This is a genomic window from Marinoscillum sp. MHG1-6, assembly GCF_024714475.1.
Lineage (GTDB): Bacteria > Bacteroidota > Bacteroidia > Cytophagales > Cyclobacteriaceae > JAMZMI01.
This window is the reverse complement of sequence record NZ_JAMZMI010000003.1, coordinates 438066-459240: the sequence shown is the minus strand read 5'-3', so window position 1 is coordinate 459240 and position 21175 is coordinate 438066. Positions and strand designations below refer to the sequence as shown.

General features: G+C 41.9%; 19 protein-coding genes. 11 read left to right on the top strand and 8 right to left on the bottom strand.

Annotated features, from left to right (window positions below; all coding sequences use genetic code 11):
• Nucleotides 1-2: 2 nt before the first annotated feature.
• From NXR94_RS09115 to NXR94_RS09105, 3 genes are all read right to left on the bottom strand, one after another.
• Nucleotides 3-338, bottom strand: coding sequence for a MerR family transcriptional regulator (locus tag NXR94_RS09115; protein WP_258104310.1), 336 nt, complete (start codon nt 336-338; stop codon nt 3-5).
• A gap of 11 nt (nt 339-349) precedes the next feature.
• Nucleotides 350-1540, bottom strand: coding sequence for a CapA family protein (locus tag NXR94_RS09110; RefSeq protein WP_258104309.1), 1191 nt, complete (start codon nt 1538-1540; stop codon nt 350-352).
• A 119-nt stretch (nt 1541-1659) separates the two neighbouring features.
• Complete coding sequence (locus tag NXR94_RS09105; RefSeq protein ID WP_258104308.1) at nt 1660-2649, bottom strand: M23 family metallopeptidase; 990 nt, start codon at nt 2647-2649, stop codon at nt 1660-1662.
• Nucleotides 2650-2776: 127 nt separating this feature from the next.
• On the opposite strand from NXR94_RS09105, the gene alaS reads away from it, so the two are divergent.
• The 9 genes from alaS to NXR94_RS09060 all read left to right on the top strand — a co-directional run bounded on the left by alaS (nt 2777) and on the right by NXR94_RS09060 (nt 15453).
• Nucleotides 2777-5413 (top strand): alanine--tRNA ligase, encoded by a 2637-nt coding sequence (alaS, locus tag NXR94_RS09100; RefSeq protein ID WP_258104307.1) that lies wholly within the window; start codon nt 2777-2779, stop codon nt 5411-5413.
• Nucleotides 5414-6874: an Asp-tRNA(Asn)/Glu-tRNA(Gln) amidotransferase subunit GatB gene (gene gatB / locus NXR94_RS09095; protein WP_258104306.1), complete on the top strand. Its 1461-nt coding sequence runs from the start codon at nt 5414-5416 to the stop codon at nt 6872-6874. It begins immediately after the preceding gene.
• Nucleotides 6875-6884: 10 nt separating this feature from the next.
• Complete coding sequence (locus NXR94_RS09090; protein WP_258104305.1) at nt 6885-8000, top strand: peroxiredoxin; 1116 nt, start codon at nt 6885-6887, stop codon at nt 7998-8000.
• A gap of 25 nt (nt 8001-8025) precedes the next feature.
• Nucleotides 8026-9003, top strand: a complete 978-nt coding sequence (locus tag NXR94_RS09085) for a LacI family DNA-binding transcriptional regulator (RefSeq protein ID WP_258104304.1) — start codon at nt 8026-8028, stop codon at nt 9001-9003.
• 90 nt (nt 9004-9093) lie between these two features.
• Nucleotides 9094-10113 (top strand): UDP-glucose 4-epimerase GalE, encoded by a 1020-nt coding sequence (gene galE / locus NXR94_RS09080; RefSeq protein ID WP_258104303.1) that lies wholly within the window; start codon nt 9094-9096, stop codon nt 10111-10113.
• Nucleotides 10114-11121 carry an aldo/keto reductase gene (locus NXR94_RS09075; RefSeq protein WP_258104302.1) on the top strand — a complete coding sequence of 336 codons (1008 nt, stop codon included), beginning with the start codon at nt 10114-10116 and terminating at the stop codon, nt 11119-11121.
• A gap of 233 nt (nt 11122-11354) precedes the next feature.
• A complete protein-coding gene (locus tag NXR94_RS09070) occupies nt 11355-11945 on the top strand; it encodes a porin family protein (protein WP_258104301.1) in 591 nt (196 codons plus the stop codon).
• A gap of 172 nt (nt 11946-12117) precedes the next feature.
• On the top strand, nt 12118-14223 hold the full coding sequence (gene pta, locus NXR94_RS09065; RefSeq protein ID WP_258104300.1) for a phosphate acetyltransferase: 2106 nt from the start codon (nt 12118-12120) through the stop codon (nt 14221-14223).
• A 3-nt stretch (nt 14224-14226) separates the two neighbouring features.
• Nucleotides 14227-15453: an acetate/propionate family kinase gene (locus NXR94_RS09060; protein ID WP_258104299.1), complete on the top strand. Its 1227-nt coding sequence runs from the start codon at nt 14227-14229 to the stop codon at nt 15451-15453.
• Here NXR94_RS09060 and NXR94_RS09055 read toward each other — a convergent pair.
• The 4 genes from NXR94_RS09055 to NXR94_RS09040 form a co-directional block, all read right to left on the bottom strand.
• Entirely contained in the window at nt 15431-15667 is a 237-nt protein-coding gene (locus NXR94_RS09055; protein WP_258104298.1) for a hypothetical protein, read from the bottom strand. The genes NXR94_RS09060 and NXR94_RS09055 overlap by 23 nt on opposite strands.
• Nucleotides 15668-15771: 104 nt before the next feature.
• Nucleotides 15772-16137 carry a VOC family protein gene (locus NXR94_RS09050; protein WP_258104297.1) on the bottom strand — a complete coding sequence of 122 codons (366 nt, stop codon included), beginning with the start codon at nt 16135-16137 and terminating at the stop codon, nt 15772-15774.
• Nucleotides 16138-16146: 9 nt separating this feature from the next.
• On the bottom strand, nt 16147-17190 hold the full coding sequence (locus NXR94_RS09045) for a response regulator (RefSeq protein ID WP_258104296.1): 1044 nt from the start codon (nt 17188-17190) through the stop codon (nt 16147-16149).
• Nucleotides 17162-18739, bottom strand: a complete 1578-nt coding sequence (locus NXR94_RS09040) for a PAS domain-containing sensor histidine kinase (RefSeq protein ID WP_258104295.1) — start codon at nt 18737-18739, stop codon at nt 17162-17164. Before NXR94_RS09040 ends, NXR94_RS09045 begins: the two co-directional genes overlap by 29 nt.
• 120 nt (nt 18740-18859) lie before the next feature.
• Here NXR94_RS09040 and NXR94_RS09035 point away from each other — a divergent pair, with 120 nt between their 5' ends.
• Nucleotides 18860-19273, top strand: coding sequence for a universal stress protein (locus NXR94_RS09035; RefSeq protein ID WP_258104294.1), 414 nt, complete (start codon nt 18860-18862; stop codon nt 19271-19273).
• Nucleotides 19274-19357: 84 nt separating this feature from the next.
• Here the strand turns inward: NXR94_RS09035 and NXR94_RS09030 are convergent, their stop codons facing one another.
• Nucleotides 19358-20185 carry an energy transducer TonB gene (locus NXR94_RS09030; RefSeq protein WP_308706262.1) on the bottom strand — a complete coding sequence of 276 codons (828 nt, stop codon included), beginning with the start codon at nt 20183-20185 and terminating at the stop codon, nt 19358-19360.
• Between the two features lie 141 nt (nt 20186-20326).
• On the opposite strand from NXR94_RS09030, the gene NXR94_RS09025 reads away from it, so the two are divergent.
• On the top strand, nt 20327-21160 hold the full coding sequence (locus tag NXR94_RS09025) for a universal stress protein (RefSeq protein WP_258104293.1): 834 nt from the start codon (nt 20327-20329) through the stop codon (nt 21158-21160).
• Nucleotides 21161-21175 lie beyond the last annotated feature (15 nt).

Below are 21175 nucleotides of genomic sequence, written 5' to 3'. Positions count from 1 at the left end.
TGCTAGAGTTGTTTTTTGAGTTGTTCCAAAAACGTTCTGACCTTATATAGAGATTGGATCATCTCAAGCTTGTCAGTAGCATCATTGCTGCCCTTTCCAACAAAGTCACGAGCTCCTTGCAGGGTATAGCCCTTTTCTTTTACCAGGTGGTAAATGAGCTTAACGTTTTTGATGTCTTCTTTGGTGAACTGGCGGTTTCCCTTGCGATTTTTTTTTGGTCGGATGATGTCGAACTCCCCCTCCCAAAAGCGAATCAATGAAGTAGCAACACCCAAGTCCTCAGCGACTTCGCCGATGGTGTAGTACTTTTTCTCTATTTCTTTTTCCTTGTAGGGCACTTCCGCAGATTTCAGTTTTGAATATATATAATTCTTCCCGCATCATCAATGATAATTTCGTTTTCGGGAAAATCTTCTTCGGATAACCTTTTAATGGTTTGAACGACTTTAAATGAGTGATCGTACATGGGCCCATCTGAATATGACTGCCTAAATGGGACGATATTTCCGTTCAGAAAATCCCCATCGGAGTTTACTTTGCAAACAAGTAGAGGGGCTTCAGCATTGGATCCTCGAAGATTGAATCTACCATAGGTACAAAAGTTGCCTAAAGAATAAGCAATGAGTTTTTTGTTGTATACCTCAATGGCTCTGGGAACATGAGGTCCATGCCCTAAGATCAGATCCGCACCATGTTCGATAAGTTTATGGCTGAATTCATAAATATTACCGCGATCCTCTCCATAGTAAAACTCCCGCTCACGCGTAACATGCATATTTTTTGCTCCTTCTGCACCCCCATGTATGGAAACGACAATAAAATCCACTAGTGAATCTAGCTTTTTGATAATTGAAACTGCTCTTGCGGTATCATAAAATGTGAGTGTTCCGGTATTGGGAGCAAAGGCTACAAATCCAACTTTAACACCATTGTGTTTACTCAATGTATAGGGCTGCTCTACAGACCCCGCCGCCACAATTCCAATGGAATCAAGAATCTTTTGGGTGCTTCTTCTTCCGGTGCGTCCAAAATCGTTTGCGTGGTTGTTGGCTGTACTCATCAAATCAAAGCCACATTCAGTTAGGTTAGCACTCAATCGGGAAGGCATTCGAAAGAGGTAGCAGACATCAGGGTTTTTACATTCCTTAGGTTCCCCCTCTCCATCAAGCATGGTTCCCTCAAGGTTTCCAAACGCTATGTCAGCATTTTTCAAGACATCCCGGCAGCTATTCCATAGGTGTTGTCCGTTGTTAGGAGGGAGGTAGGATGAATTGGGAAAATCCGTTCCAATCATAATATCTCCAACAGCGGCAATATTGATGGTATCTGGAAGTACCCGATAGAGAGGGAGGTCCACTTCTTCGTCTAAAGATTGAAGTGTATCACCTTTCAAAGTGATCAGGTAATGTATGATGGTAGTATCAGGTATTGAAATGTCTGTGACAGAATCCTCTGGAAGAGCCTGAATAGTGGTGGTTGGTGTTTGTGTCACCTTACACCCAAAAGTGAGAATTACTAATAATGAAAGAAAATGCCTCATGCCGCTGGATTAAGGGAGCAAAAGTAGTTGGATTGTTTTGTCTTGAAGTGTCTCGGTCCAAAAAATTGGACATAAAAAAAGCGGAGTAAACTCCGCTTGATAATGTTTTTGGCTAAGGCTTATTCGTAGGATCCGAATGCCTGATTTTCGATCGACGCTAGCTTCAACACCTCTTCATATTCTTCCGGATCAATATCCATGTAGAAATAGTGCACAGGATTGTTTGGTCTTTTACTCACATGTACCTCGTAATGCAGGTGTGGCGCTGTAGATTTACCCGTATTTCCACTAAAGGCAATGAGCTCACCCCGTTTGATTTTTTGACCTCTTTTCACTTTAAATTCGCTCAGGTGGGCATATTTGGTTTTATATCCAAAACCATGATCAATTTCAATATGCTTACCATAGCCGGAGATCCCGGAGTCTTTGATTAGTGATACGGTTCCATCTCCTGTGGCATAAACGGGAGATCCTTTTGGAAGTGAGAAATCTACTCCCTGATGTAGTCTTCTTGTTTTAAGAATGGGGTCCAATCTCCAGCCGAAACCACTTGACAGCCTCCTAAGATCAGATTTGGATACCGGAGGAATCGCGGGTAGTGAGGCTAATAATTGTTCTTTATCCTTAGCCAAATCCATCACTTCGTCATAGGATTTCGTCTGGATATACATTTTCTTTTTAAGCTGGTCCAACTTCTGGAAGTTGTCAATGATCAGTTCTTCTTTTTCCAGCCCTTTATCAAGAATTTCTTTGTATCTGTTTGATCCTCCAATACCTGCGGTTCTCATTTCTTCAGGAACCGGATCCACACCAAGTATTAGTCGGTAAATGTTATCGTCTCTTTCTTGCAAAGAAGCCAGCATTTCATTCGTGTGAGCCAGTTCCTTATCCAAGGCATCATAATAGATTTTAAGCTCCTGATTTTCCTTTCTGAGAAGGGCTTCTTCAGGTGATTCAAAATACTTAATATAAATAAGCGTGATGATTCCGCCCAAGAGCAATGCGAGGGTAAAAAAACCAAGGCTATTAAAGATAACATCCCAGGTAGAAACGCGAATTCTTTCGTAGCGGCAAGACTCAGTGTCGTAGTAATACTTAATTCTGGCCATAAGGCGATATTAATGTAATTTCAAGTAATTTTGCCTGCTGATTGAAGTCAATCAAACATCAAAGTACGCTTTTTATTGAAACAATTACAAATTTTGTAATCCAACAGGCTAGCAATTAGAATTTTACATGGAGGCAAAAGTAGTCAGACAGAAATTTTTAGAATTTTTCGAATCCAAGAACCACAAAATAGTACCATCAGCACCCATCGTTGTACAGAATGATCCAACTCTGATGTTTACCAATGCTGGTATGAATCAGTTTAAGGACTATTTTTTGGGTAATAAAAAAGCTGAGTTTACAAGGATTGCGGATACTCAGAAATGTCTTAGGGTTTCAGGAAAACATAATGACCTGGAAGAGGTAGGCTTGGATACCTATCACCATACCATGTTTGAGATGTTGGGTAACTGGTCTTTTGGTGATTATTTCAAAAAAGAAGCGATCTCATGGGCATGGGAACTTTTGACAGATGTTTACGGGCTTCCAAAGGAGCGAATGTATGCTACCATTTTTGAAGGAGATGCCTCAGAGGAGTTGGAAAGAGACCAGGAAGCATTTGACTTATGGAAACAATTCCTTCCGGAGGAGCGCATTTTGAATGGGAATAAGAAGGACAACTTCTGGGAAATGGGAGATACGGGGCCATGTGGTCCTTGTTCAGAGATCCATATTGACCTTAGACCTCAATCAGATGTTGATAAAGTTTCTGGTGCTGAACTAGTGAATCAGGATCACCCGTTGGTGATAGAAATATGGAACCTTGTTTTTATTCAGTTTAACAGACTGGCAGATGGATCTCTTAAAAACCTTCCTCAGAAGCATGTAGATACCGGGATGGGTTTTGAGAGGTTGGCCATGGCCATTCAAGGGAAGCAGTCGAACTACGATTCGGATGTATTCACCCCAATGATTGATCTGATTGCGTCTAAAGCAAACCTGAAATATGGTACCGATCATAAAACGGACGTTGCCATGCGTGTGATTGCGGATCACATCAGAGCGATCTCCTTTACCATAGCAGATGGTCAGCTGCCTAGCAATGCCAAGGCAGGATATGTGATCAGACGAATTCTGAGAAGAGCCGTTCGTTATGGATACACTTTCATGGGATTCCAGGAGCCTACATTACATTCACTGGTTGATTTATTGGCTGATCAGTTTAAGGATGTCTTTCCGGAGCTTTATGCTCAAAAGGATTTCGTGGCCAAAGTGATCAAAGAAGAAGAGACTTCATTTCTGAGGACTTTAGAAAAGGGATTAAAAAGATTTGAAAGCATAAAGACAGACGCTAAGGATGGCGTGGTAAAGGGAGAGGTCGCTTTCGAACTTTATGATACTTATGGCTTTCCTCTTGATTTGACCTCCTTGATAGCCAAGGAAAATCAATTGGAGGTCGATGAGAAAGGCTTCACCGCTGAAATGACCAAGCAAAAGGAGAGGTCGAAAAGTGCGGCACAGCAGTCAGCGGGTGATTGGATTGAGCTCGATGCCGAAGCTGAGGGCGTTTTTGTTGGATACGATGAAAGTGAAACGGTATCACATATTACCAAGTATCGTGAGGTTAATCAGAAGGGAAAGACCATCTATCAGCTCGTTTTGGATAAAACACCATTTTATGCAGAAAGTGGAGGTCAGGTAGGAGATACAGGATATTTTGATTTTGGTGCCGAAAAGGTTTCAGTTTTTGATACTAAGAAGGAGAACGATTTAATTATCCATTATACCAAGGAGCTACCATCAGATTTGAACGCTGAGTTCAAAGCTGTGGTTAATCTTAAGAAGAGGAAACTCACAGAGAATAATCACAGTGCAACCCATTTGTTACATGCCGCCCTTAGACAAGTGCTTGGAGATCATGTACAGCAAAAGGGATCACTGGTAAATGATCAGGTGCTTCGTTTTGACTTTTCACATTTCTCAAAAGTAACCGAGGAAGAGATCAGGGAAATTGAGCGAATTGTCAATCATAAAATTCGTGAGAACATTTCATTGGATGAAAAACGTAATGTTCCAATTGATCAGGCAAAAGAAATGGGTGCGACCGCTCTGTTTGGTGAAAAGTATGGAGATTTTGTTCGGGTGATTACGTTTGATCGTGACTACTCGGTGGAGCTTTGTGGAGGAACCCATGTCGGAGCAACCGGATCTATAGGGTTGTTCAAAATTGTTAGCGAAAGTTCTGTTGCTGCTGGTGTTAGAAGAATAGAGGCAGTTACTGCAGACAGGGCTGAAGAGTACTTCAATGGTGAAATGGATTTGCTATCGCAGATTAAAGACTTATTGAAAAACCCGAAAGACCCTGTCAAAATCATCCAATCATTAATGGATGAAAAGCAGCAGTTGCAAAAGCAAATCGAAGACATCAACATTGAGAAAGCTAAAGGAGTAAAATCAGAGCTTATCAAATCGGCAGTTAAGGAGGGTGATGCTAATGTCATCATGGCTCAGGTTTCTTTGCCTAATGCTGAAGTATTGAAGCAAATCTCGTTTGAACTAAAAAATGAGGTTGAGGGACTTATACTTATACTTGCGGCAGATCTGTCCGGCAAACCGATGCTGAGTGTGATGTTGGACGATAATATTGTAAAAGATAAGGACATCAATGCTTCTCAACTGGTAAGGGAAATGGCCAGAGAAATCAAAGGTGGTGGAGGTGGCCAACCTTTCTATGCGACTGCCGGAGGTAAGGATTTGTCAGGTTTGTCTGCAGCACTGGATATTGCAAAAGTTGAAATAGAGGCGAAATTGAATAGTAAAGTTTAAATGATCACCAAAGAAGAGAGAGCCAAGTACGACGTGGTTGTCGGGTTGGAAGTTCATGCCCAACTCATGACCGAATCGAAGATATTTTCAGGAGATGGTAATGCCTTTGGCAGTCAGCCTAACACCAATATTAGCACCATCTCTCTGGGCCATCCTGGAGTGATGCCTAAGCTCAATAAGAAGGCAGTGGAGTTAGCCATTCGAATGGGGTTGGCCTGCAATTGCAAGATTACAAGGTTTGGCTATTTCGATAGAAAAAATTATTTCTACCCGGATCTTCCAAAAGGGTATCAAATGACCCAGGATAAGACCCCGATTTGCGTGGGAGGGTATGTTCCTATTCAGGGCGTAAAATCTCAGGATAAAGTGACGCTCAACAGGATCCATTTGGAAGAAGATGCCGGTAAGTCTATTCACGTTGATGGACAGCCGGATTCTTTGATCGACCTTAACAGAGCAGGGGTGCCTTTGATCGAAATTGTGACAGAACCTGAGATTTTTTCTAGTGAAGCTGCAGGTGCTTTTTTGACAGAGGTAAGAAGATTGGTTCGATACCTGAATGTTTGTGATGGTAACATGGAAGAAGGGTCTCTTCGGTGCGATGCCAATGTTTCTGTCAAGCTAAAGGGAGAAACAAAACTGGGAAAGAAGGTAGAGGTTAAGAATATGAACTCAATCAAGAATGTCATGAAGGCAATTGATCATGAGGTTCAGCGTCAGATTCATTTGCTGGAAAAAGGAGAGTCTATCGTTTCTGAAACCAGAACATTCAATCCGGATACTGGTAGAACATCGGGAATGCGGACCAAGGAAGAATTGAATGATTACAGATATTTCCCGGAGCCGGATTTGAGTCCACTTCAGGTAAGTGATGAATGGCTGGAAGATATCAGGTCCAATATGCCTGAGCTTCCTTCAGAGATGAAAGAGCGCTTCAAAGAGCAATATGGACTCAACGAGTACGATGCGTCTTCCATGACGGATCAGAGAGATCTGGCTTATTTCTTTGATGCTATCTGCGGAATTACCGGCAATTATAAAAAGGCAGCAAACTGGTTGATGGGGCCTATTAAGTCATACATCAATGAGCATGATATGACCTTTTCCAATTTTCCTATCCAACCTGCGGCTCTAGCAAGTATTATTGCATTGATTGATGAGGGAAAGATCAGCTATACAGCTGCATCACAACAGCTTTTACCCTACTTGTTTGAAAACCCTCTGGAAGACGCGGCTGATGCAGCTCACAAACTGAATATTTGGCAAGAGTCTGATTCAGGAAGCATTCAATCAATAGTTGATGAAATCCTGGCAAGTAATGAAGATAAAGTAAAGCAGTACCGCAACGGAAAAAAAGGACTCATCGGGATGTTTATGGGTGAGTTAATGAAAAAATCAAAAGGGAAAGTAGACCCACAAATGGCAAACAAACTGCTTAGAGAATCGTTGGATGCTCAATAAATCTATAAAAATGAATAGACTAGTTAAAAATACCATATATCTAATCGCATCACTTTTTGTGCTTGCTTCATGTCAGGCAAAAAATGAGGGAATCTCTGTCTCGGGAATGATAACTAATCCGATCAACGAGGGGGCAGTTGTCGTAAGTGAATTCCAATCGAAGGGACTGGTTGCTATAGATACCTTTGAGGTCAAGGACGATGGAAGCTTCATCGGATACCTGAAAGTGACTCAGCCCGGATTTTATAAGTTGGATATGCAAGGGAGAAGAATCGTAAACCTCATATTGAACGGTAGCGAAGAGGACGTAAATATTGAGTTGGATCTGGAGGACGAGGAGAGTCCGGTAATTGAAGGAGCACCTGAATCAGAGCACGTTTTGGTTTTTGATCAGATGATCAAAAATATGAAGGACGATCAACAGATGCTGAATCAGCAGGCCATGCAAGCCAAAATGAATGAAAACCAGGCTGAATTTGAGTCAATCACCGACGAATACATGACGCTTTTGGATGATTTCAATGATAAGGTGAAGAAATATGCCAGACAAGCGGCTCCATCGGTAGCGGTTTTCTATGGCATTTCAGTACTCAAGCCAGAAGATCACATGTCTTTCTTTAAGGAAATGAGGGACATTTATGTCACAGAGCTTCCTGACCATTTTTTTACTGAAGATTTAAAAACCCGGGTGGACTACATGTCCAAATTGGCCATTGGAGAAGACGCACCCGAAATTTCCTTGCCGAGTCCGGATGGAGAAATCATTACTCTTAGTTCTTTGAAAGGCAATTATGTCTTGATTGACTTTTGGGCCGGATGGTGTCGACCATGTCGTATGGAAAACCCAAATGTAGTTAGGCTGTATAAGATGTATCAGGATAAGAACTTCGAAATCCTGGGAGTTTCACTTGATCGTACCAGAGATCAGTGGGTTAAAGCCATCGAACAAGATGGATTGATTTGGAAACATGTATCTGATCTGTCCTATTTTAATTCTGAGGCTGCTCAGGCTTATCAGATTAATTCTATTCCTGCTACTTACTTAATTGATCCTGACGGTAAAATTATTGCTAAAGGGTTAAGAGGACCAAGTTTGGAAGCCAAGCTTAAAGAAATATTTGGCTAAAATTTCTTTAAATTAAGCCATATCCATGCCTGTCACTATAAAAGATATCGCTCGTGAATTGGGTATCTCTGCGTCTACGGTCTCCAGAGTGCTGAATGGGATTAGTACCCAGAACAAGGAGCTTATTAGGAAAGTAAAGGAAAAGGCAGTGGAGATGAACTATCAGGTCAATACCGCTGCCGTAGGACTAAGGACCAATAAGACCAAGCTGATAGGCATTGTTATCCCCGAAATCAATGATGATTTTTTCTCTGAGATTTTGTCCGGTGTGGAGGAAACTACGGAGGAGCAGGGCTATAATCTTCTCATATGCCAAAGCCATGAGTCTCTGGAAAAGGAAATCAAGCTAATCAAGTCGCTGACTGCCTGCAACGTGGAAGGAATGCTTATTTCTGCTTCTATCGAAGGGAGCAAGAAACAGGAACTGGATGAGGCGATCAATATGTCTGGGAAGAAGGTGGTGTTTTTTGACAGGGTTCCAAAGGGCACTGATAAGTTGTCGGTAACCATTGAGGATGAGCAAGGGACTTATCTGGTGACCAGGCACATTATTGATCAGGGAAGTAAGAAGCCTCTTTATATTGGCTTATCAAAAAAGCTTGCCAATGACAAGGCCAGGTTGTCAGGATCGAAAAGAGCTGCACAGGAAAATGGACTTGTATTGAATGAATTTTACGAAGGCAACTTTGATCTTTTGCCTCAACTGATAAGGTCACAGGGCTATGATGCGCTTATTTGCTATAATGATCACCTTGCCAGCATGGTGATGAACGTGCTAAAGAAGAATGATATTCATATACCGGAAGATGTGGTCATTTCAGGATTTGATAATCGTCCGATATGTGAAATCATCTCCCCAACGCTGACTAGTGTTACGCATTCCACCAAAGATTTAGGTGTGGCGGCTTCTTCGCTGCTGTTTAGTTTGTTGAAGGAAGAGGAAGAGGCTCAAAGCGTGGTTCTTCCTGTTCAACTGGTAGTCCGACAATCAACCGCACAATAAAAACGTTAATTTTACGGTTATTTACCCCGCGCGGTCCTCAAAAGAGAAGAGGTCTTTTTATATTTGGTTACCCAAAAAGCAAAATCATAAATGAAGACAGTTTTAGTGACAGGTGGCGTTGGATACATTGGTTCCCACACCTCAGTAGCCCTAATAGAGTCAGGTTACGATATTGTAATTGTTGATGACCTCTCAAACACACGTTTGGATTTGTTGGAAGGCATCAAAAAGATCACCGGAAAGGATCCAAAGTTTTATGAGGGGGATTTGAAGGATGAGAAGTTAGTCGCTAAAATTTTCAATGAAAATCAAATTGATGCGATCATCCACTTCGCAGCGAGCAAAGCTGTAGGGGAGTCAGTCACCGAACCTCTTAAGTACTATAAGAATAACTTTTTGTCTCTTGTCAATCTTCTTGAGCAGGCGGTTTCAGCAAGTATTCCATTGGTTTTTTCTTCGTCATGTACGGTCTATGGTACGCCGGACCTTTTGCCTGTTACTGAGCAAACTCCTGTAAAGCCGGCTCAATCACCTTACGGAAATACCAAGCAGGTTGGTGAGGAAATCATAGTAGATACCATTGCTGCCAACCCGAATTTCAAGGCGATTTCTTTGAGGTATTTTAATCCAATTGGTGCTCATGAGTCTTCTCATATTGGAGAGTTGCCGTTGGGTGTTCCTAACAACCTGGTGCCATACTTGTTGCAGGTTGCGGCAGGTGAAAGAGAATGCTTGTCTGTGTTTGGTGATGATTATAATACTCCTGATGGTACTTGCATAAGGGATTATATCCATGTGGTAGATCTGGCCGAGGCGCATGTAGTTGCGGTAAAACGTATGTTGGATGGGCTTTCTAAAGAACCATACGAAGTATTCAATTTGGGAACCGGACAAGGAAATAGTGTACTTGAGTTAATTAAGGTGTTTGAAGAAGTTAACGGTCTTAAACTCAATTATAAGATTGTAGATCGTCGTGCAGGGGATGTGGAGCAGATTTATGCTGATACTACCTTTGCGAATGAAGAGCTGGGATGGAAGTCCAGGTTTGAACTTCCTGATATGCTACGCTCCGCCTGGAACTGGCAAAAGAATCTTTCCAAACTCGGATAAATGAAAATTAACGACAAGGCCATTACTGCCGAACAGCAAAAGCATGCTGAGAGGTATGATAAAATGAGCTATAGTCGATGTGGAAAAAGTGGAGTTTTACTTCCGCAGATTTCACTTGGATTATGGCATAACTTCGGGGGCAATGATGACCTCAAGAAGTCCGAGGATATTCTTAAAACGGCCTTTGATAATGGGATAGTCCATTTTGATTTGGCTAACAATTACGGTCCTCCCTATGGATCAGCAGAGAGAAATTTTGGAGAGATTTTCAAAAAGCAATTTGTCAAACATCGTGACGAATTGTTTATAGCCTCTAAGGCGGGCTATGATATGTGGCCCGGTCCCTATGGGAACTGGGGTTCCAGAAAATACCTGATTTCAAGTCTTGATCAGAGCCTGGAAAGGATGGGATTGGACTATGTTGACTTATTTTACCATCACAGGCCAGATCCAAATACTCCTCTCGAAGAGACGATGATGGCTTTGTCACACATTGTTAATCAGGGAAAGGCACTTTACGTGGGGATTTCAAATTATGACGCTGAAACTACAGCTCAGGCTTCTCAAATACTTCGTGAACTTAAAGTGCCATTCATTATTCATCAGGCCAGGTACTCTATTTTTGATCGATGGGTTGAAAATGGGTTGACCGATGTATTGACAAAAGAAAATAAAGGTTTGATTGCATTCTCTCCACTTGCTCAGGGAATGCTTACCGATAAATACCTTAAGGGGATACCTACCGATTCACGAGCAGCGAGAGACCTTACCTATCTGCAAAAGGAGACCGTTCTGAAGGCCCAGCAAAGAATAGTCAGGCTCGCCGATTTGTCGAAAGCAAGAGGCCAGTCATTGGCTCAAATGGCTATCTCTTGGTTGCTTGCGAAAGAAGTGGTCACCTCGGTGCTCGTAGGTGCGAGCTCGTCGGAACAATTGCTTGATAGTGTGCAGGCTATTCACAATTGTGACTTTACCGCAGAGGAGCTGGATATTATCAAAAATATTTGATTATTCTCGACGTCACCATTGTTTGGCATGGTGATTGTTTAAGGTTCTGTGTTTCATAAATAGGTTTTGGTCAATAACTCTCATATCGTTTTAGTTAGGTTGGTTAGGTTTTGAGAGTTTGCACCCCGGCTCTCTGTCGGGGTGCTTTTTTATATTGCAACCTATTGATACCTTAGGTGGTCTATGTACCTGAGTCGTCAATTTTTAATATTCACATTAATCTAAAATAGCACATGAAAAAGTTTTTGATTCTTATCTCATTATTGTCGATTACCCTTGTTTCATACAGTCAGGCGAAAGTGGAACTTGGACTTAAAGGAGGGTTAAATATGGCGAAAATATCTTCAGACGAAAGCGCAGTGGATTTAAGTAATAAGACCGGATATCATTTTGGTGTCTATGGTCTGATCAAGGTAGCTAGTATCGGTATTCAGCCTGAAATCCTTTACTCAACCAAGGGAACAGAGGTTTCGGTAGCTTCTTTGAGTCAGGACTTTTCACAGGAATACTCCTATTTGGATATTCCGGTTATGCTGAAGTTATATACCATAGCAGGATTGAACGTTCAGGCCGGCCCCCAATTTGGTATGCTGCTTTCTACCAGTGGTAAAAATCCTGACGGTACCAGTATCTCAAAATCAGATTTCAAAGATTCTGATGTAAGCGCTGCATTTGGACTTGGATGGGACGCCCCTTTCGGTCTCAATGTGACGGCCAGATATATACTAGGATTATCTGATATTTCCAGTGATGGTACTACTGAAAATAAGAACAGAATGTTCCAGCTTTCACTTGGTTACAAACTATTTGGACTAGGTAAATAAGGTTTACTTTTTAAGTATAAGCATACTAGAAGCCGGCATGAGTCCGGCTTTTTTTGTTAGGCTTGGATATGATTTTTAATGTATGAACATATGATTAAGGTTAGCTATCGGCTTACGTTCTGAGGGCTAACTTTACGCTTGATTAAAAAGGGATCAAATTCTCCAATTTCAAATGACAAAGTCAATTTATCTCAACCCGACTGAAGCGTATTGTGGAAAGTCACTTGTAACATTAGGACTGATAGAGCATCTCCTTAGAAACACTCAAAAGGTGGGGATTTTCCGTCCGATCATCAAAAAAAGGCGAAAAGATGAGAGAGATAAGGACATTGATTTAGTTCTTACTCACTTCAAGCTGAACCTTGATTACGAGGAAACTTATGGTTTTACCGAAGATCGTGTGCATGATCTGGAAGCGCGAGGTAAGCATGATGATATCGTGGACCACATTATTAGGAAATACAAAGCATTGGAAGAACGCCTTGATTTCATAGTGATAGAGGGTTCTGACTACGAGAGCAAAAACTCCGTTCAGGAATTCAACCTGAACCTGGAAATCGCAAAGAACCTGGGCAGTCCGGTCATTGTGATCGGAAGAGCGGATGAGGAAAATCCAATTGAGGAGCTTGTTTACCCTATCACCCAGACGGTTGAAACTTTTGGACAAAAGGGATGTCAGGTGGTAAAGGTGATTGTCAATAGGGTTCCTAATGCCATTCACGATGATCTGGAACAGGTATTAGTTTCCAGGTTGCCCAAGCATTTGAAGGATTTTGATTTGATCCCTCAGGATGAAGTTTTAAATAGTCCGACAGTTGGAGAAATAGCTGAGGCATTGGGGGCCAAGGTACTATATGGTGAGAATCAGCTCAATCGATTGGCCTATTATAATACCATTGCAGCGATGCAGCCACATCATTATTTGGGCAGGGTAAAAGAAAATTGCTTGGTGATAACTCCGGGTGATAGGGGAGATATCGTGATGACCACCCTGCAAGCACACCAGTCAGTTAATTATCCTTCTTTCGCGGGCATTTTACTCACAACAGGTTTTCACCTGGAGGAGGCCTATCAAAAGCTTCTTGAGGGTCTTCCTGATATGATTCCTATCATGAGTGTTGAAACGAATACTTATGATACGGCAAGGTTGGTGTCAAATGTTCATTCCTACATAAAACCCATCAATCATAAGAAGATCGCATTGGCCTTGCAGCTGTTTGATAAGAATGTGAAGGCCAGGGAACTCTTTGAAAACATGAGCGTGATGGCACCAAGTAATGTGCTTACGCCTAAGATGTTTGAGTATAACCTGTTTAAAAAGGCTAAATCAAACAAGAAGCGAATTGTGTTGCCTGAAGGTGAAGATGAGCGTATTCTACGCGCCGCAGAAGTGCTGGTTTCCAAGGATTTGGTTGAGGTTATTATTTTGGGTGACGAGGATCAAATTATTCAGCATAGCAACCGCCTGGGAATTACCTTCGATCCTAAGAAGGTCAAAATTATTAATCCGGTTACCTACACGAAGCTTTCAGATTATGTTGTAAATCTTTACGAGCTCAGAAAACATAAAGGAGTGAACTTAGATATGGCGAAGGACCTACTTAGTGATGCCACTTATTTTGGTACGATGATGGTGCTAATGGGAGATGCTGATGGAATGGTTTCAGGTGCCGTGAATACGACACAACATACGATTCGTCCTGCATTGCAATTGATAAAGACCAAACCGGGTTTTTCAGTTGTTTCCTCAGTATTCTTTATGTGTCTGGAGGAGAAGGTGCTTGTTTACGGTGACTGTGCAGTAAATCCGAATCCGTCTGCTGAGCAGCTGGCGGAAATAGCACTTTCGTCTTCAGAAACAACCAAAGCCTTTGGTTTGGACCCTAAAGTGGCCATGCTTTCTTACTCCTCTGGTAGTTCCGGAAAAGGTGAGGAGGTAGAGAAGGTACGAAAGGCTACTGATCTTGCTAAAATGGGTGATCCGAAGCTTAAAATTGAAGGACCTATTCAGTATGATGCAGCCGTAGATATAGGAGTGGGACAAAAAAAGATGCCGGGTTCTGAGGTGGCAGGCAAAGCAAGTGTGCTCATATTCCCTGATTTAAATACAGGAAATAACACTTATAAAGCGGTTCAGCGAGAAACCGGAGCGATTGCTATTGGCCCGGTGTTACAGGGTCTCAATAAGCCGGTAAATGACCTGAGTCGAGGCTGTACTGTTCCGGATATTGTAAATACAGTGGTAATTACGGCCATACAGGCTCAAAATGAGGATTAAGACATGAAAGTATTAGTGATCAATTCAGGTAGCTCATCAATTAAGTATGTGTTATTTGAAATGCAGGACTCTAAAGTGCTCACCAAAGGGATTGTTGAGAGGATAGGAGAAGCAAGTGCAGAAGTGACTCATTCGGTTTTTCTCAAAGGTGAAGAGGTGAAAGAAAAATATGAACGAGAGGTAGCTAACCATGTGGAAGGGTTGGAATTTGTGGTGCACCTTCTTACCGATTCTAAAAAGGGTATTATTCATGATAAGGGTGAGATTGTGGCAGTAGGACATCGGGTTGTGCATGGAGGCGAGCACTACAACCATGCGGTGGTAGTAAATGACGAAGTAAAGGCACGTATTGAAGAATTGATACCGCTGGCACCTCTTCATAATCCGGCCAATCTACAGGGTATCGAAGTGGCTGAAAAAATCTTTCCTGAAGCCATTCAGGTGGCGGTTTTTGATACGGCCTTTCACCAGACCATGCCGGCAGCATCTTATCGCTATCCATTGCCCAATGAACTTTATGAAAAGGAAAAAATCAGGGCATACGGTATGCATGGAACTTCGCATGAATATGTGAGTAAGCAAGCGTTGCACTTGATAGATAAGCCAGTTGATGACTCAGCGATCATAACCATTCATCTTGGGAATGGTTGTAGCATGGCAGCGATCAAAGGAGGCAAATGTGTAGACACTTCTATGGGATTGAGTCCTCTTGCCGGACTAATGATGGGAACGCGTACTGGGGATATAGATCCATCTATACCATTTTATCTGGGTTCCAAGCTTAATATGAGCTTTGCTGAAATCGATCAAATGCTAAATAAAGAAAGCGGTTTGAAAGGTATTGCGGGTTCCAATGACATGCGCGATGTTCTGGATAAAAGAAGTGCTGGGGATAAAGAGGCCATGCTTGCCATAGATATGTATGTTCAACGGATTAAGAAGTACATAGGTGCCTATATAGCTGAAATGGGGGGTCTGGATGCTATTGTATTCACTGCCGGTATAGGAGAGAATAGTGATGAGGTCAGAAGGCTTGTGTGCGAGGATATGGCCTTTTTAGGGATTGACCTGGATGAGAAGAAAAACAGGGAACGAAAAGCTGTTAACAGATCCATTCATGCGGTAAATAGCAAAGTCCAGGTTTGGGTGGTGCCTACAAATGAAGAGTTGGAAATTGCCTCGCAGTCCAGGGCTTTACTTGGTCAGGTTACTCAAAAATCAGTTCATTGATTCTGACATGACAATGTGTTGTTATCCTGTTAGAAAGTAATTTATCAGCCTCGATCATCTCATCATCCGGAAGTTCATAGATACTTTGATGATTAAGATGGATGAAATCCATGAGATATTCATAGGTTCTTTGGTCAATGAGATATTCTTCATTTCGGTATCTGTTTCTGACCAGCAGATGGTTTTGGAGGAGAGTTTTGGAGATTGCTTTCATAACAAGAATATTCGAGGAGGATAATGTTATGAAGTTAGTCCTCAAAAATCATAAATCAAATGACTTAAGTCAGATACTTAAATATTGTTTGTGTAAAACGGTGTCTATTGGAGTTTAAATTCTGGATTGAAGATGATCCCAATCGCATTTCCCCATGGATCCTTTACTGCGGCCACTACGATTTCTCCACCGACATTCGTTGGTGATTCTAATTCTGAGGCACCGATAGATAACAGAAATTGATACGTTTCATTGATGTCCTCTACTCCCCAGTAGCTTAATATATTGTGACTTTTGGATGCAGTAGCGGTGTCATCAGGCAAAAGTCCGAGCTCATAACCTCCTATATTGAAACCAACATAAAATGGCTCTACGAAATAGGGGCTGGTGTTAAAGGCCTTCTCGTACCATTCCGTAGCCTTTTGCAGGTCATCGACTTTGTAAATGGTAGTTCTAAGTCCTAGCATCATTTGAGGATTTTAAAAGCGAATTCTACGGATTTCATCTGGCTGTTCAATGCTGATGCCGGTATTATCAATCTTGATCAGGCCGTCTTTTTTGAATTCAGACAATACCCTAATGACTGATTCGGTAGCAGTTCCGACCATGCTCGCAAGGTCATTTCTACTGATATTGATCGTCGCGCTACCATTATTGGCGTCCAAAAGTTTGATCAGGTTATCAGCCGTACGTTTACGCAGTGTATCGTATGCCAGGCCGATGAGCTCATGTTCTTTGTCTACGATGTCTTTTGAAAGCATCTTGATGAACTGCGAGGATACTTCCCTGTTCTGAAAGATTAAGTTTTGAAAATCTAATCTTGGGATCAGAATGACCTCCGTTGGTTCAAGTGCTTCCGCAAATTCAGTGTGGTTGACATCCTGGATTAAGGCGTGCTGTCCCATGAATTCTTCTGGTCCCAGGATCTGATGGATAAATTGCTTGCCATCGGTGTTAATTTTGAAGATCTTGACCTTTCCGCTTTTGATGGCATAGAGGTAGTGCGGAAAATCTCCCTGTTTGAAAATCGATTCCTTTTTATCAAAATGGCGCGTTTTTCTATCCCTCTTCAGGTTTTCTAAGCTACCAAATTTGGCGGCTTCTTCAAGAAAGCCTTCTACTCCTGATTTACGTTCGGTTTGCAGTTGATCGTATTTCTTTAGTCGACGCTCTACTGCCTCCAATAAATCCATTTCCTCAAAGGGCTTCGTCAGATAGTCATCTGCTCCCATGCTCATGCCCTTTCGGAAATCTGACTTTTCACTTTTTGCAGTCAAAAAGATAAATGGGATGGCCGAAGTGCTCGGGTTTTGTGATAGAAGATAAAGGACTTCATACCCATCCATTCCGGGCATCATGATATCGCAAATAATCAGATCGGGCGTTTCCTTAATGGCTTGTTTCACTCCGTCTTTTCCGTTACCGGCATCAAAAACTTTGTAGTTGCTCAATTCCAGGAGCTCTACGATGTTATCACGCATTTCCTCATTGTCCTCAATGACGAGTAGTTTCCTTTGTTCCATTTGGAAGTAAAATTTTAATAGTTGTACCCTTTCCTTCTTCGCTTTCCAACTTAATCTCACCAGAAAGCAAACTAATATATTTATCTACAATATGCAGCCCTAAACCTGTTCCCTGAATGTTGAAAGCATTTTTTGCTCTAAAGAATCTTTGAAAAAGGTCTTTTTGTTCTTCAAGAGGGATACCCATTCCTCGATCCTTAATTTCTATATTCAGCGTATCCTCTGAAATCTCCTGGATAATATCGACGGCCGAGTTTTCCGGAGAGTATTTAATGGCGTTGGAAATCAGGTTGATAAGAACATTTTTGAGCAGCCTGGGGTCAGTTGTGAAAATAACCGCTCCCTTGTGATCAAATTTGAATTTCTGACCCGTTTTTTTAATTCCTGAAAGGTCATCGATCACCTCCTGGGTGAAAGCCTGCATGTCCACCTCTTCCATCAGGCACTCAATCGCCCCGGCTTCCAATTTTTCCAGAGATAAGAAATCATTAAGTATTTCTGTGAGGTTCTTTACAGATGCCCTAATGCGATTAAGATGTTTGTCTCTTTTTTCCTGTTGATCGGATTCTGTGTATTTGGCAATAAGGTTCACAGAAGAAAGGACAGTACTTAAAGGAGTTCTGAATTCATGTGAGGCCATGGACACGAATCGGGACTTCATTTCATTGAGTTCACGCTCTCGTGAAAGAAGTTTTCGGGTTTCCTGTTCGGCCTTCTTTATTTCGGTTATGTTTTCCTCTACGATGAGGATTTGTTCTGATATATTCTGATCAAACGAAATAGGGACCGCATGCACCATAAAGGTTTCTCCATCGAGATGGTGTTCCCAGGTGCTTTGATCTCCTTTCTGACACTCGGCAAGACAATTTTTGATATAATCCTGATCTTCAGGAGGAATTAATTCAATATAGTTTCCTTGCTCGTCAGTATCGAACTTTAGTCCCTTTCCTTCACGGAATAGAATATTGAATTCCTTATCTACAACATTCACAGCCCCATTAGGAAAATTTCGGGCAATCAATTCATAAAGTTTCTGACTCTTTCTTAGCGCCAATTCTGCGGCTCTGCGGTCCATGACCTCTTTGCGAAGTCCCAGGTTCAGGTGTTCCAATTCCTGGGTTCGTTCTTTCACTTTTTCTTCCAGCTGGTTGGCGTATTGTTTGAGCTGCTCCTGCTGTTTTTTTCTTTCCGTAATGTCGTTGATGAATGAAGCAACAAAGGGTTGATTATCCTGTATAAAATGGCTTAAGCTAATTTCTATTGGGAATACATTGCCATCTCGTTTTTGCCCAAAAAGGTCCATCCCGATACCCATTGGACGTGGTTTTGGCTGATGAAAGTATTGGGACCTGTGGGCATGATGATGATCCCTGATGCTCTGGGGTACCAGGTCTTCAATAAGCATGTTTTCCAGCTCTCCAGTGTTATAACCAAACATCCTCTCCGCGGTGGGGTTAGCTGAGATGATACGGCCTTTTTTATCCGAAATGATAATTCCTTCAGAGGCGGCTAGAAAGACTTCATTAATTAGGTTTATTCCCGAGTCCATAGAACAAAGATATCTCCTGGCGTCATTTGACTATCTCGAAGTTAATCATTTCATCGGGTGACAAATGTCATGTGGCAAAAAACGAAACCCCGACATCTTTGGAACATCAAGTTTGTGAAGATGGAAAATATAAAGGGAGTTTTAGTACCAACAGATTTTTCACCCACAGCCTGGAAGGCAGTGATGACAGGTATTAGATTGGCCAAAGGCAGCAATTCTCCATTGACCCTAATGCACATCACGCCATATACCAGTGATTCTCAGTATGTAGAAGAGATTGATACCAAGCTGAGGAATATAAGTGAAAACCTTTCAGGTCTGTACAGTTTGAATGTGAAGAGTGTCATTGGTTATGGGGACAGGTTGGAGGCGATTACAAACTTTATCAGAGAGGCTGGGGCGGAAATTATTGTGATGGGATTGAATGGGACAGGCAGCAATGAAATTGGTAGTATGACAGGGGAAATGCTAAGGCATTTGGAATGCCCTGTGGTGGTGGTCCCTGCGATGGAAAATAGCTCCATACCTGCATAGCTTTCTTAATCTTTAGTGTTTTTCATAAAAAAAGAGGCACCTCATTGAGGTGCCCCTTTTTGTTTGCGCTCGATCTTATCTCATTTATAGCTCTTGAAGCTTAAATACAATCGGGAGCCTTTGATAAACTCTAACGGGCCTGCCACGTTGTGCCCCCGGTTTCCATTTAGGAGCTCCCTGAATAACCCTGACGGCTTCCTGGTCACAAGCATCATAAAACCCTTTGATGACCTTTACATCTGTGATTGAACCATCCTTTTCTACAACAAATTGAACGTAGACTCTGCCGCTTAGTCCAAGTCTTCGGGCTGTGGCAGGGTACTTTAGATTGTTTTGAACATATTCATAAAAGGCTTTCATGCCACCTACGGGTTCAGGACGTGACTCAACAATGTCAAAGATTTCTTCAGCTTCCTCTGCAGGCGGATCGGCCTGTAGGTCGAGGTTGTATTTAACATCCCGAATGATTTCATCCTGTGTGACCTCTACATCAAGTTCAATTTCCACTTCTTCTATAATTACCTCATCCGGGACTTCCTGAATAACCGGAGCAATAAGCTTTTTGGAGGGAGGAGGGGGTGGTGGCTGTTCTGTTGGTGGAATTTCAACTATTTCATCAAAATCTGCCTCTATATCACCCAGATCAACTAAATCACCGCTGTCATAGGTTTTCCATTCAAAAAGCAAGATGAGAGATAACAGGCTTATGATTAGTCCAATCACGAAAAAGAGTCTACGCAACTGTTCTTGTTGCTCAGACCGTTCGTACTTCAATGAAATGAGCTCTCCTATTACTTGTGCCTGCTCCTTATCAGCATAAGAATTTCCATGGAGCTGCTTATGCGCCTTGTCATCAAGAGGCTCACAGGTCAACGGAACCTTGGATTTAGTCGTTTGATCGATTGCAAACATGGCTATTTGACGTTTCTATCTATTATTTATAACGTAAAACAGCTATTCAGGAAACTGACCAAGGTCATTGAGAAAGGTGATTCTAAAGAGTGTTTTTTTCATTTAAATTGTTAAGATTCATATCCTATAAACCTGAATGTTATGAAAACGCTAATTGTACCCTATGACTTTTCTACCGAGGCAGAATTTGCCCTGAATACTGCTATACAGCTGGCAAAGATTCAGGAAGCAACTATCAAATTGATTCATGTAGTGGAGGTTCCTTCCGGATACCTGAGCCTTTACCCGGAATATGGAGGTTTTCAGATGGAGAATCTCTACAATGATCAGATCATCAAAGTCCTCGAAGATAAATTGAACCATGTTGTTGAGAAGCACTTATCAGGTGACCTGATGATTTCAGGTGATTTGCTTTATGGTAAGCCCTTTGATAGCATTCAAAAGACCATTGTTAGCGAGCAGGCAGATTTGATTGTTATGGGCTCCAAGGGTGCATCTGGCTTAAAAGAAATATTTGTTGGGTCAAATACGGAGCGCGTAATACGCTATTCGGAAGTGCCTGTGCTAACTGTGAAGCATGAGGTTGATTTCTCTCAAATGTCAGAAATGGTTTTTGCGACTGATTTTTCTGATAACAAATCCATAAAACTGGCCAAGGACCTCCAAAAAATGCTTGGATTAAAGATGAAGTTGCTGAAAGTCTATAACTCATCAGATTGGGCCTATACAGAAGATACTGCCATCGAGCGAATTCAGGAGTTTGCGAAATACCATCATTTTAAAGATTACACATATCATGTTTATGATTCCCCTTTTGTAACGGATGGCATATTGCATTTTTCCGAAAAGGAAAAAGCTGATCTGATTGTCATGGGAACGCACGGCTACACTGGGATCGGTCACCTAATCGCCGGATCCAATGCGGAAAGTGTAGCGAACCACACAAAGATTCCCATTTTTACGGTAAGAGTCTAAAGGTGAGGTAAGGCA

What these genes read in the sequence shown, in the direction of transcription:
- NXR94_RS09085 (WP_258104304.1), top strand. Translation starts at nt 8,026, where the DNA reads ATGCCTGTCACTATAAAAGATATCGCTCGTGAATTGGGTATCTCTGCG.
- NXR94_RS09060 (WP_258104299.1), top strand. Translation starts at nt 14,227, where the DNA reads ATGAAAGTATTAGTGATCAATTCAGGTAGCTCATCAATTAAGTATGTG.
- NXR94_RS09055 (WP_258104298.1), bottom strand. Translation starts at nt 15,667, where the DNA reads ATGAAAGCAATCTCCAAAACTCTCCTCCAAAACCATCTGCTGGTCAGA.
- NXR94_RS09075 (WP_258104302.1), top strand. Translation starts at nt 10,114, where the DNA reads ATGAAAATTAACGACAAGGCCATTACTGCCGAACAGCAAAAGCATGCT.
- galE (WP_258104303.1), top strand. Translation starts at nt 9,094, where the DNA reads ATGAAGACAGTTTTAGTGACAGGTGGCGTTGGATACATTGGTTCCCAC.
- NXR94_RS09045 (WP_258104296.1), bottom strand. Translation starts at nt 17,190, where the DNA reads ATGGAACAAAGGAAACTACTCGTCATTGAGGACAATGAGGAAATGCGT.
- NXR94_RS09110 (WP_258104309.1), bottom strand. Translation starts at nt 1,540, where the DNA reads ATGAGGCATTTTCTTTCATTATTAGTAATTCTCACTTTTGGGTGTAAG.
- NXR94_RS09050 (WP_258104297.1), bottom strand. Translation starts at nt 16,137, where the DNA reads ATGATGCTAGGACTTAGAACTACCATTTACAAAGTCGATGACCTGCAA.
- pta (WP_258104300.1), top strand. Translation starts at nt 12,118, where the DNA reads ATGACAAAGTCAATTTATCTCAACCCGACTGAAGCGTATTGTGGAAAG.
- NXR94_RS09040 (WP_258104295.1), bottom strand. Translation starts at nt 18,739, where the DNA reads ATGGACTCGGGAATAAACCTAATTAATGAAGTCTTTCTAGCCGCCTCT.
- NXR94_RS09070 (WP_258104301.1), top strand. Translation starts at nt 11,355, where the DNA reads ATGAAAAAGTTTTTGATTCTTATCTCATTATTGTCGATTACCCTTGTT.
- NXR94_RS09105 (WP_258104308.1), bottom strand. Translation starts at nt 2,649, where the DNA reads ATGGCCAGAATTAAGTATTACTACGACACTGAGTCTTGCCGCTACGAA.
- NXR94_RS09035 (WP_258104294.1), top strand. Translation starts at nt 18,860, where the DNA reads ATGGAAAATATAAAGGGAGTTTTAGTACCAACAGATTTTTCACCCACA.
- NXR94_RS09030 (WP_308706262.1), bottom strand. Translation starts at nt 20,185, where the DNA reads ATGTTTGCAATCGATCAAACGACTAAATCCAAGGTTCCGTTGACCTGT.
- gatB (WP_258104306.1), top strand. Translation starts at nt 5,414, where the DNA reads ATGATCACCAAAGAAGAGAGAGCCAAGTACGACGTGGTTGTCGGGTTG.
- alaS (WP_258104307.1), top strand. Translation starts at nt 2,777, where the DNA reads ATGGAGGCAAAAGTAGTCAGACAGAAATTTTTAGAATTTTTCGAATCC.
- NXR94_RS09025 (WP_258104293.1), top strand. Translation starts at nt 20,327, where the DNA reads ATGAAAACGCTAATTGTACCCTATGACTTTTCTACCGAGGCAGAATTT.
- NXR94_RS09090 (WP_258104305.1), top strand. Translation starts at nt 6,885, where the DNA reads ATGAATAGACTAGTTAAAAATACCATATATCTAATCGCATCACTTTTT.